Source organism: Shewanella sp. BJSY2023SW007 (assembly GCF_047314525.1).
In the GTDB taxonomy this organism is placed as follows: Bacteria; Pseudomonadota; Gammaproteobacteria; order Enterobacterales; family Shewanellaceae; genus Shewanella; species Shewanella chilikensis.
Window position 1 is genome coordinate 147,791 of record NZ_JBKORL010000089.1, and the last position, 11,882, is coordinate 159,672.

General features: G+C 50.9%; 12 protein-coding genes. All 12 read right to left on the reverse strand.

Annotation, left to right across the window (positions count from 1 at the left end):
• Positions 1 to 210: 210 nt before the first annotated feature.
• On the reverse strand, positions 211 to 2,880 hold the full coding sequence (locus ACMHXE_RS15215; protein ID WP_412495791.1) for a TonB-dependent receptor plug domain-containing protein: 2,670 nt from the start codon (positions 2,878 to 2,880) through the stop codon (positions 211 to 213).
• A gap of 389 nt (positions 2,881 to 3,269) precedes the next feature.
• Entirely contained in the window at positions 3,270 to 3,701 is a 432-nt protein-coding gene (gene ndk / locus ACMHXE_RS15220) for a nucleoside-diphosphate kinase (protein ID WP_025011497.1), read from the reverse strand.
• Positions 3,702 to 4,100: 399 nt separating this feature from the next.
• On the reverse strand, positions 4,101 to 4,298 hold the full coding sequence (gene iscX / locus ACMHXE_RS15225; RefSeq protein WP_100142340.1) for a Fe-S cluster assembly protein IscX: 198 nt from the start codon (positions 4,296 to 4,298) through the stop codon (positions 4,101 to 4,103).
• 92 nt (positions 4,299 to 4,390) lie between these two features.
• Entirely contained in the window at positions 4,391 to 5,290 is a 900-nt protein-coding gene (gene rimK, locus ACMHXE_RS15230) for a 30S ribosomal protein S6--L-glutamate ligase (protein WP_413732720.1), read from the reverse strand.
• Positions 5,291 to 5,506: 216 nt separating this feature from the next.
• Positions 5,507 to 5,842, reverse strand: a complete 336-nt coding sequence (fdx, locus tag ACMHXE_RS15235) for an ISC system 2Fe-2S type ferredoxin (protein ID WP_039033844.1) — start codon at positions 5,840 to 5,842, stop codon at positions 5,507 to 5,509.
• A gap of 8 nt (positions 5,843 to 5,850) precedes the next feature.
• On the reverse strand, positions 5,851 to 7,713 hold the full coding sequence (gene hscA / locus ACMHXE_RS15240; protein WP_101057146.1) for a Fe-S protein assembly chaperone HscA: 1,863 nt from the start codon (positions 7,711 to 7,713) through the stop codon (positions 5,851 to 5,853).
• Between the two features lie 83 nt (positions 7,714 to 7,796).
• A complete protein-coding gene (gene hscB / locus ACMHXE_RS15245) occupies positions 7,797 to 8,321 on the reverse strand; it encodes a co-chaperone HscB (protein ID WP_165565313.1) in 525 nt (174 codons plus the stop codon).
• A 24-nt stretch (positions 8,322 to 8,345) separates the two neighbouring features.
• Positions 8,346 to 8,669, reverse strand: a complete 324-nt coding sequence (gene iscA, locus ACMHXE_RS15250) for an iron-sulfur cluster assembly protein IscA (RefSeq protein ID WP_025011492.1) — start codon at positions 8,667 to 8,669, stop codon at positions 8,346 to 8,348.
• A 14-nt stretch (positions 8,670 to 8,683) separates the two neighbouring features.
• Positions 8,684 to 9,067: a Fe-S cluster assembly scaffold IscU gene (iscU, locus tag ACMHXE_RS15255; protein WP_101057142.1), complete on the reverse strand. Its 384-nt coding sequence runs from the start codon at positions 9,065 to 9,067 to the stop codon at positions 8,684 to 8,686.
• A gap of 32 nt (positions 9,068 to 9,099) precedes the next feature.
• A complete protein-coding gene (locus ACMHXE_RS15260; protein WP_101057140.1) occupies positions 9,100 to 10,314 on the reverse strand; it encodes an IscS subfamily cysteine desulfurase in 1,215 nt (404 codons plus the stop codon).
• An 81-nt stretch (positions 10,315 to 10,395) separates the two neighbouring features.
• A complete protein-coding gene (iscR, locus tag ACMHXE_RS15265; RefSeq protein WP_025011489.1) occupies positions 10,396 to 10,857 on the reverse strand; it encodes a Fe-S cluster assembly transcriptional regulator IscR in 462 nt (153 codons plus the stop codon).
• Positions 10,858 to 11,054: 197 nt separating this feature from the next.
• Positions 11,055 to 11,876 carry a serine O-acetyltransferase gene (gene cysE, locus ACMHXE_RS15270; protein WP_165565315.1) on the reverse strand — a complete coding sequence of 274 codons (822 nt, stop codon included), beginning with the start codon at positions 11,874 to 11,876 and terminating at the stop codon, positions 11,055 to 11,057.
• Positions 11,877 to 11,882 lie beyond the last annotated feature (6 nt).

The window sequence follows — 11,882 nt, forward strand, 5'->3', positions numbered from 1 at the left end:
TATTGATACTTAGGTTTTTAAATGGTTAAAAATATTTCACCAATGAAACAATTTGGCACGACAAACAAAAATAACAAATTAATCGCCAAGAGAAAAATATAACAATAAAACAACATACGAATTAAAGTGTATCGAATATAGTCCTTATTTACTAAAAACAGGCATAAAAAAACCGGCTTAAACTAAGCCGGTTTTTAAATTTAAATATGATTAGAAGGTAAACTCTACCCCTGCATAATATTCACGTCCGATAACGTTATAATAGGCTCTTGGGTAATGAGGCCAGCTGGACTGGGTGTAATCTATCTCAGGGCCTGAATCAAACAGGTTGTTGATACCTGCCGAAACCTTAAGATTGTCATAAATGAAGTAACTGGCAGCCAGGTTGACCTCCACATGACTGTCAACTTTCACTGAGTACTCGCTATCTAGGCCATTTTCAACAAAGTAGTCCATCCGCTCACCGTTCATGCTGTCGATATATTTAAACAGAATGTTGGTGGAGAAGTCGTTGTAAGACCATCCCAGGTTCAGGTTGGCACGCAGCTGAGGCGCAGAACCTTCACCATCGATAAGATCCAGCTCTTCAGAATCCGGAGTCAGCTTTTCCTTCCAACGGGTCAGATAAGTCCCTTCCAGGCGGCTGCTGAATTCACCATAGCTCTCGGTTTCATAGCGATAGCCCAAGGAGAAGTCGATACCGGCAGTCTCACGGGAAGACATATTCATCGCCTGGGTGTTCACTTTCAGCAACTTACCTTCACTGTCGCGAATGATTTTATCGGCAAAGGCATCGGCGTGATCCAAAATGTACTGTGCACTTGGGTCATTCACCAGATTATCGATTTCAACCATCCAGTAATCTACCGTCAGGTTGATACCTTCGTAGTCCCAAACCAGACCCAGGTTGTAGTTTTTACCCTCTTCGGCTTCCAACTCTGGGTTGGCACCGATAGCAATAGGTAAAGACTCAATCTTGTCACATTCGTCATAGGCTTCGCAGCGCGGAGTATCGATAACAGTGCTGTAGCCAGTGGTGGGATCGCCAAACAAACGCTGCATATCCGGTGCGCGGAAGGTCTCGGCATACAAAGCACGCAGCATCAGGCTATCGATTGGACGGTATTCCAGTGACACTTGCGGAGTAAACTGACCACCAACATCAGACTCATCATCATAGTAGTCATAACGTCCGGCCAATGTCATGGTCAACTGATCCAAGAGTGGCAAGGCCAGTTCGGCATAGGCAGCATACTGTTCACGTTCACCTTCGGCGCTGCTGCCCCCCTTGCCTATAACGCCACCGTTGGAGGTGAAGCTGTCAGATTTATCGTAGAACCACTCCTTGCTGTACTCAAGGCCCACAGCGTAAGCGGCTGTGCCACCGGCCAGTTCGAACGCATCGCCATTGATGCCGGCGCTAAAGCTGGACAGAGTAGATTGTCCCTTCTTGTTACCTTCGTAGTTCAGCAGCGCCGCATCTTCAGGAGAGATCACATCCATCAAAGACTTGCCGTTTTCGCCTGAGGTCAGATAGTCAAACATAGCCTGATGAGTCGGCGAGCCTGAGCTGCGGGATTCCACTGTCTGACGCGCAATAGACCAGGAAGTATCATACTCGATACTGTCGGTCAAAAAGCCTTTGGCACCTATGATGAAAGAGAAGTTATTGGTTTCAAAGTCAGAGGTACGTGGCCCCAGCTCACTCATACGGCGGGTGTAGAAGTAATCGCCATCTGCAGCATTGGCAAAGTCACCGCCGAATGCGGTGTCCTTTTTGAAGGTCTGGGACATACCCTTGTCTTTATTGGCAATGGTTACACTGTCGCCGGCTACATTGAACATGAAGTCATTGCCCACTGTCGCAGACTCAATCTCGGTAAAAGTCGAGGAGTGGGTGTAATCGATGCGGGAATACAGCTGATGATCCGCATTCAGCTCCTTGGTGAGGTTGATCATGGTGGAGTAACGCTTCTGCTCCGGCAGGAAATCCCGCTGCTTGGAGCGGTCGAAACCACAGCGACCATTTTCCATCACCACATAACCACGGGCCTCACACTCGGCCGGTGACAAGGTCTTTTCCAGTTCAGTTTTGTTGTTGCCAAGATCCTGCACCAGGTTGGCGCCATAGGAGCTGTAACCCGAGTATGGCTGACCGTCGACAATATCTGTGCCCCACTCTGGGCGATCTGTTCCTTTCAGCGCCGTTCTGTCTTCATATTCGGCAAAGAAAGTCAGGTTGGCCGTGTCACTGCTGACACCTGTCATAAAGGAGAACTGGTTGTTCCGCAGGCCACCTTCATCCGTATCGGAGAAACGATACTTGAAGGTGGTCTGTTCAACATCTTTCTTAAGAATGATGTTAATAACCCCACCCATGGCATCTGAGCCATAAATCGCCGAAGCACCCGTAGTCAGGATTTCGATACGCTCAATCGCGCCCAGTGGGATATTGGCCGTATCCACAAAGCTGTCTGTACCACCGGCACCAAAAGGATACTTAGGCACCCGCTTACCGTTGATTAGGGTCAATACCCGACCGGCCCCCACGCCACGCAGGTTGACCGATGATGCCGCAGGAGTAAAACCATGGACTTCCTGCTGGGTCATGGAACCACCTGAGTTTTGTGACAGGTTACCCAGCACATCCTGAACCGAGTTGAAGCCACCTTTTTCAATATCAGCAGCGCTCATTACCACGATGGGGGAAGCATTCTCCATATCGGTGCGTTTAATACGGGAACCCGTGACTTCAATACGTTCGACTTGTTCAGTGGCTTGAGCCTCATCGGCAGCGTAAGCCATTGTAGGGATTGATGTGGAAACAAAAGCAAACAGACTAAAGCGGATAGCCTTAGCGACGGCAGTCTGCGTTGACATATTCTCATTCCTTTTACAAAGCACGGTGGCAGGGAGGGAACACCGTGTTCTTATTCTATGTAATACTCAGCCCCCCAAACGAGAAACATACCAATAACAGCAATATTATCAATCACTTAAATGATAACAATATGTTTATACATGGTTTAATTTGTAAAACACAAGCATCTTATCAATTAAGATCTAATGATGATTTTACAGGTTCCATGCCGGGTTCCGTGAATTCGTATCATTTTGTATCGATACAAATCCGTTACAAAGATTATTTTTTAACCTGTTGTTAGAGCGACGCTTTTAATAAAAAATGCGATATAGGTCGCATTTTCAATTCATACAAAAATCAAACAAAAAGGGAGCCAATTGGCTCCCTTTTGTCTCTTTGCTGTTAATTAACGAGTGCGAGGACACAGCTCATCGGCAGCAAAGAAATAAGCGATTTCACGCTCGGCTGAAGCCAGGGCGTCAGAACCGTGAACAGCGTTCTCATCGATGCTGTCAGCAAAGTCAGCGCGCAGAGTACCACGGGCAGCTTCTGCTGGGTTGGTAGCACCCATGATTTCGCGGTTAGCCAGAACGGCGTTTTCACCTTCCAGAACTTGAACCATGATAGGACCAGAAGTCATGAAAGAAACCAGAGCACCAAAGAAAGGACGCTCGCTGTGCTCAGCGTAGAAACCTTCGGCTTGTTCTTTGGTCAGGTGAACCATTTTGGCGGCAACAATTTTCAGGCCGGCAGTTTCAAAACGGTTGTAGATAGCACCTATGTGGTTCTTGGCTACCGCATCAGGCTTAATGATAGAAAAAGTACGTTCGATCGCCATGACTAGATTCCTTAATCAGCGAGTTTAAAAATTCGCGCGGATTATACGAAATAATCGCGTCAAATCCTAATCTTATCTGATAAGCCCTTCAGTAAAAGCTATGATACAAGCCAGGTAATTCTCGGTTCAGTGCCTATGCTTGAGCCACAAATAGCCGAGACCGAGACAAATAAGCAACAGCAACAAAGGCATAAACGGCGGTAAATGATGAAAAAAACCTATGCCACCGTGTCCTGAATGCGCAAGCACGGCCGGGGCAAATAATCCAAAACTACAGGCGAAAATACGTGTCATGACTCACCTCCGGAAAATCTGGGTTCAACAATTTATTAACCGAATAAATATAGTTGACTCCTGGTGGTGATAATTTGACCGGGATCAGCTTTCAGCCAGCGAACGCTACTTTTCTTCTATCCAACATTGCTGCACGGCTTCGAGGATTTTCTCGCTGCAGTGTTTGGGATCATCATCGAAGGCTTCCAACGCCAATATCCACTCGTAAAGCTCAGGGAAATGCAGTTGCTGCGGATCCACATCGGGATGTGCTTCCAGCAGCTCCAAAGCCAAGTCCAATGAATCTATCCACTTGAGTCCCATAGTTACTCCTGCATCAGATAAGAATTGACTTTGAGTATAGCGCCGCAGAAGAAGGCTTTATAGCATTGATTAACACTTTTCCATTAGCGAAATCAGGCTTCACTGGGCGCCTTACTCTTGCGCTTCTGCTTGGCAATAAACTCTATGATGGCGCCGGCAACATCTTTGCCGGTAGCGGCTTCAATACCCTCTAACCCGGGTGAAGAATTGACCTCCATCACCACAGGCCCATGGTTGGAGCGCAAAATATCGACACCGGCGACATCCAACCCCATGGTTTTGGCGGCACGCACCGCGATTGAACGCTCCTCCGGAGACAACTTTACCAAGGTTGCCGTGCCGCCCCGGTGCAAGTTGGAGCGAAACTCTCCCGGCAGAGCCTGGCGCTTCATCGCAGCAATGACCTTGTCACCAAGGACAAAACAGCGGATATCGGCTCCTTGAGCCTCCTTGATATATTCCTGCACCATGATGTTGGCCTTAAGACCCATAAAGGCCTCAATCACACTCTCGGCCGCCTTACGGGTTTCGGCCAGTACCACACCTATACCTTGAGTACCTTCCAAAAGTTTAATCACTAAGGGAGCACCACCGACCATGTCGATAAGATCCGGAATATCGCTGGGCTTATTGGCAAAACCTGTCACTGGCAGTCCTATGCCTTTGCGGGACAGTAACTGCATGGAGCGCAGCTTATCCCTCGAGCGAGAGATCCCCATGGAGCTATTGAGTGTATAGGTAGCCATCATTTCGAACTGACGCACCACAGCCGTGCCGTAGAAGGTAATGCCGGCGCCTATTCTCGGGATCACCGCATCAAAAGGCGGCAACTCAACGCCCCCGATATGGATACTGGACTGCTGCATGCTGATATTCATGTAGCATTCCAGTGGATTGATCACCTGCACCTGATAACCCCGTTCTTGGGCGGCCTCCACCAAACGGCGTGTGGAATATAAGGTTTTGTTCTGTGACAAAATTGCAATCTGCATCCCGGTCAGTATCCCGAAGAGTGAAAAAGACAGCGCATCATACGCCTGCCGTGTTGGAAATCAATCTCTGCATGCCAAGCATAGCAATAAAAAACCGGCCTCTTGAGGCCGGTTTTCAAACGATGTCAGCACTTAGGGAAGGTGCCTTGAACGCCAATTGCTGTGCAAGCCACTCTCTACAAAAGAGAAGGCCACAAGGACCTGTTCTAACCTTCCCTAGCCTTCACTGACCATGTTGACTGTGTATTTGGGGATTTCCACCACCATATCGGTTTCAACCACCTTGGCCTGACAAGACAGACGGCTCTCTGGCTCCAGGCCCCAGGCCTTGTCCAGCATGTCGTCTTCCAGATCATCGCTGGGCTCGAGATCATCGAAGCCTTCACGCACTATCACGTGGCAGGTGGTACAAGCACAGGATTTCTCGCAGGCATGTTCTATGTTGATGCCGTTTTTCAGCGCGACATCCAAAATGGATTCACCCACCTCTGCCTCCACCACGGCGCCTTCTGGACACAGTTCTTCATGGGGCAAAAATACTATCTGTGGCATAGTCTCACCTATATGTTATCGACCGACTGACCCTTCAGCGCGGTCCGAATCGAATTGTCCATGCGTCTGGCGGCAAACTCCTGGGTCTGCGCATCCACCGCTTCTATCGCCGCCTTGATGGCATCAACATCGCCATTGGCAGCAGTTTCATTCAAGTCAGCCATGGCGCGGTCAACCAAAACGCGTTCCTCCTGGCTAAGCAAATCGCCATCTTTCGCCAGTGCCGAGTGCAGCGATTCCAGTACTCTGGCTGCCTCCACTCGCTGCTCGGTGAGCATTCTCAGCTCAATATCCTCTTTGGCGTTCTGCATCGAATCTTTGAGCATTCCGGCAATTTCAGTATCACTCAGGCCGAAGGAAGGTTTAACCTGGATGCTGGATTGCACCCCGGTCGACTTCTCCATGGCAGTGACACTGAGCAAGCCATCGGCATCGACCTGGAAGGTCACCCGAATATGCGCGGCACCAGCGGCCAATGGTGGAATGCCCTTAAGGGTAAAGCGCGCCAGAGAGCGGCAATCGGCGACCAGCTCACGTTCACCTTGCACCACATGAAACGCCATGGCGCTCTGACCGTCTTTGAAGGTGGTGAATTCCTGGGCTCTGGCCACCGGAATTGTGGTATTGCGCGGGATCACCTTCTCCACCAAACCGCCCATGGTTTCAATGCCGAGCGACAGTGGGATCACATCCAGCAGCAAAAGATCCGAGTCAGGCTTGTTACCCACCAAAATATCGGCCTGTACCGCTGCACCTATGGCAACCACGCGATCCGGGTCAATCGATGTCAGCGGCGCCTTGCCAAAGAATTCGCCGACCATTTCCCGCACCAGAGGCACACGGGTAGAGCCACCAACCATCACAGTTTCCAGCACCTCGTCAGCATCCACCCCGGCGTCGCGCAAAGCCTTGCGGCAACCTTGAATGGTTTTCTTCACCAGTGTGTTTATCAACTGGTCAAACTCACTGCGACTCACTTCGGCTTCACGCTCAGTGCCGTCTTGCAGTGTCAGCTTAGCAATAGTGCTGTCGCTATCGGTCAACGCCTCTTTTACCCGCCGGGCTTCCATCAGCAACTGCCGCGCTTCCTGGCTGGAAAGCGACTCCAGCGCCATGCGTTCACGCAGTAAGCCTTGCAGCAGTTCATCAAAGTCATCACCACCCAGGCGGGAATCGCCACCGGTTGCAAGTACCTCAAACACGCCGCGGTTGAGACGCAAAATAGAGATATCAAAGGTGCCGCCGCCCAAGTCATAGACGGCAATGACGCCTTCCTGACCCGAGTCCAGGCCATAGGCGATGGCGGCCGCCGTTGGCTCATTGAGCAGGCGTAACACCTTGATACCAAGCAAGGCTGCCGCATCTTTGGTTCCCTGACGCTGGGCATCATCAAAATAAGCTGGCACTGTGATAACCACGCCTTCCAATGGGCCACCCAGAGTGGACTCGGCGCGGGCAATCAGGGGGCGCAAAACCTCGGCAGACACCTGAACCGGATTCATTTTACCTGCGCGGGTAACAAACAATGGCAGGCCGTTTTCACTGGCCTCAAACTGATAGGGGAAAGCTTGCGCACCGCTTTGTACATCGGCCAAAGAACGGCCCATGAAGCGCTTCACCGACACTATGGTGTTTTCAGGATCCTTGGCCGAATCGGCCAGGGCATCGTGACCTACTCGGACGCCCTGCTCGCCATAGTGCACCACAGATGGCAATGAATGCCGACCTTGCTCGTCGGCCAGTGTACTGGTCTCGCCGCTGCGAACCGCAGCAACCAGGGAGTTGGTGGTCCCCAAATCTATCCCGGCGGCTAATCTGTGTTGGTGAGGAGCGGCCATTTGGCCGGGTTCAGCAATCTGCAAAAGTGCCATAGTCTTCCATCTTGTGTTTAAAAAGTTGGCTCAATCAGAAATTGAGCCAACTGTAGGAATATGCTTTAAGGCCGAAAGCGAATTCAGTCGAACAGCGCATCCTGGGCCCGCTGCAGTTCATCCTGCAATTTTGCCATAAACTTCAACTTACGGACTTGATCTGCCGCGGCTATTGCATCGGCCTCTTTGGAACTGTGAAGTTGGTTGCGCAGCAGCTCTGTCTCTTGCTTACGATAAGCCGCGAATGAAGCATCTAGCTCATCGATATCGCTCTGGGCATCGCCGCTCTGGCCTATTTCCTCCAGCGCTTCACGCCATTCCATCTGCTGCATCAAAAAGGCGGTGTCTTTAACCGTGGTGGTTTCGTGACTGATATCCACACCTTTGAGCGCCAACATATGTTCGGCTCGACGGATAGGGTCTTTCAGGGTCTGAAAGGCATCGTTGATCTGGGCAGTGCGGGAAATGGCCAACAGCTTTTGCTGTTCACTGGCGTTGGCAAATTTGTCGGGATGCACCGCCCGCTGCAGATCGCGATAGCGACTGGCCAGCTCGGCGGTGTCCACATCAAAGGAGGGAGTTAAATCAAACAGCTCGAAATAATTCATATACTCTCAAGGCGGCGGTGGAACTCAAACCGTGAAGCTCTCACCGCAACCGCACTCACCTTTGGCGTTAGGGTTATTGAATTTAAAGCCTTCGTTGAGTCCTTCCTTGACAAAGTCCAGCTCGATCCCTTGAAGATAGATGAAGCTCTTGGCATCTATGATGATGTTGACACCATCTATGTTGTATACCTCATCATCTTCATTGAGTTCGTCGACAAATTCCAGAACGTAAGCCATCCCGCTGCAGCCTGAAGTCTTGAGCCCCAAACGCAAACCTATACCTTTTCCTCTGTTGCTCAGGAAGGCACGGACACGCTCGGCGGCGGCAGGCGTCATAGTAATAGCCATCTTAACTCCTGGCGTTATTTATCTTGCTTGGACTTGTACTCTTCCAGAGCCGCCTTGATGGCGTCTTCGGCCAGAATCGAACAGTGGATCTTCACAGGTGGCAGAGCCAACTCTTCTGCAATATCCGTGTTCTTGATGGCGGCCGCTTCCTCAATGGATTTGCCTTTAACCCATTCGGTCACCAAAGAGCTTGATGCGATGGCGCTGCCACAACCGTAAGTCTTGAAGCGAGCGTCTTCAATGATGCCCTGGTCGTCAATCTTGAGCTGCAGTTTCATCACGTCACCACAGGCGGGCGCACCCACCATACCGGTTACTACGGATGGGTCGTTCTTGTCGAAAGAACCTACGTTACGCGGGTTCTCGTAATGATCTATCACTTTTTCACTGTAAGCCATGATACTGCTCCAAATTCATCTATCCGCGGGGATCAGTGGTGTGCCCACTGCACCTGGTTGAGGTCTACACCATCTTTGAACATTTCCCAAAGTGGTGACATTTCTCTCAGTTTGCCAATAGAATTTCTAATGGTTTCGATTGCGTAATCTATCTCTTCTTCAGAAGTGAAACGACCGATGGAGAAACGGATTGAGCTGTGCGCCATTTCGTCGTTCAGTCCCAGGGCACGCAGCACATAGCTGGGCTCCAGACTGGCAGAAGTACAGGCCGAGCCGGAAGATACGGCCAGGTCCTTGAGCGCCATCATCAGCGACTCGCCTTCCACATAGTTAAAGCTGACGTTCAAGCTGCCGCAAGCACGCTGATCCATATCACCATTGAGATAGGTTTCTTCGATATCTTTGATACCGTTCCACAACTTGTCGCGCAGATAGCGAATACGTTCGTTATCTTTTTCCATATCGGCTTTGGCAATGGCCGCCGCTTCGCCCATACCCACAATTTGGTGAGTCGCCAGGGTGCCGCTGCGCATACCACGCTCATGACCACCGCCGTGCATCTGGGCTTCCAGACGAATACGAGGCTTACGGCGTACATACAGGGCGCCTATGCCTTTGGGGCCATACATCTTGTGACCCGAGATAGACATGAGGTCGACCTTGGTCTTTTGAATATCGATAGGCAGCTTACCGGCACTCTGGGCTGCATCCACATGGAAGATGATGCCTTTGCTGCGGCACAGCTCGCCGATGGCATCGATATCGTGGATCACGCCAATCTCGTTGTTAACATGCATGATGCTGACAAGAATGGTGTCGTCGCGCATGGCCGCTTCCAGGCGCTCCATAGGAATAATACCGTTGGCCGCAGGCTCCAGGTAAGTGACCTCGAAACCTTCACGTTCCAGCTGACGGCAGGTATCCAGTACGGCCTTGTGCTCTGTCTTGCTGGTGATGATGTGCTTACCCTTCTTCTGGTAGAAGTGGGCAACACCTTTGATAGCCAGGTTGTCAGATTCGGTAGCGCCTGAGGTGAACACAATTTCACGGGGATCAGCATTGATCAGCTCCGCGACCTGGTTACGGGCGATATCCACCGCTTCTTCGGCCTGCCAGCCGTAGCGGTGTGAACGGGATGCGGGGTTACCGAATACACCGTCCATTGTCATGTACTGTACCATTTTGTCTGCAACCCGGGGGTCTACAGGCGTTGTTGCGGCATAATCCAAATAGATAGGAAGCTTCATTACACACTCCGTACTTCGCAGTCTCGGCCGAGGCTACATACAACGTACATTATTCGTTTTTATATCCAACAGAGGATCAGCTCAAGCGCTGACTCTCTGCTCCTGCTGCATCTTGTCTTGCTTTACCGAGATAAACTGCACATCCCGTTTCTGCATCAGTGCAGCAAGGCTGATGCCATTTAAAAAGTCAGAAATCTGTTTGCTCAGGTCACCCCAGAGCGAATGCGTCAGACAGCGGGTGCCGCTCTGGCAATTCCCCTGGCCTTGACAGCGGGTGGCATCGACAGATTCATCTACCGCATGTACCACCATGCCCACCGAGATGTCATTGGCTTCCAATCCGAGGCGATAACCGCCACCGGGACCGCGCACACTGGCGACCAAGCCCTGCTTTCTCAGTTTGGCAAAGAGTTGTTCTAGGTAAGAAAGGGAAATCCCCTGGCGCTCTGAAATATCTGCCAGCGGTACCGGCCCCTGCGCCGAATGTATGGCCACGTCCAGCATGGCTGTCACTGCGTAGCGACCCTTAGATGTAAGTTTCATAAAACGACCACGGCTCCCAAACAGGTATGTGGGAATTTCAACATACCCGAGCAATTTAGTCAAGTATAAATCCTACTTGTTTACTCGGGTATTGTGGTTCATAAATCAGGTTGAATACCCTGTCTGCTTGGTGGGGTATTTAACCTTTTTCGCCACGATTATTCAATGGCAAAAGCCGATAAAATGGTCATCGAGTATCAGATAATGGGATCAAACTCATCCATTGACTGTTGCCGCTTTTGTGCCGCAGCAGTTTCAGCATCACTGAACTCGCCCACATCCAACTCAGGCAGACGTTCAGTGCAGACACTGCCGCCCATTTTCTGAACCGCATGACAAACTTCCTGTACTTTGGAATCCATCAAATGCATATGATCCAACATCTGGCCTATGGCATTGGCAACAGGGTCTGGATTATCGGGAGAAACGGCGTAAGCATCGAAACCGTATTTCTTGGCCATGGCACTGCGGCGCTCACTGGTTTCCTTGGATTGAGCCGATGCGACTGTCACAGCTCGGCCAGGAATACCCACAACGGTAGTGTCCTTGGGCACGTCTTTAACCACCACAGAGTTGGAACCAACCCGAGCCCCATCATGCATGGTAATGGGGCCCAGCACCTTAGCTCCGGCACCTATGACCACGTTATTGCCCAAGGTCGGATGGCGTTTGCCGGCTTGCCAGGTGGTGCCCCCCAGTGTCACCCCGTGATAAAGAGTGCAGTCATCACCAATCTCGGCCGTTTCGCCAATCACGACTCCCATGCCATGGTCAATAAAAAACCGCCTACCTATGGTTGCCCCCGGGTGTATTTCCACCCCTGTGAGCCAACGGGAAAAAGTGGACAGACAACGCGCCAGAAAACACCAATTGGCCTTCCACAGTTTATGGCTGATACGGTGCAGCCAAATAGCCTGCATTCCCGGATAGTTGAGCAATATCTCCAATGTGCCCCGCGCGGCAGGATCCCTGTGATAAATGGATCCTATGTCCTCTTTCAGTCTGGCTATCACACCCATCTTGAT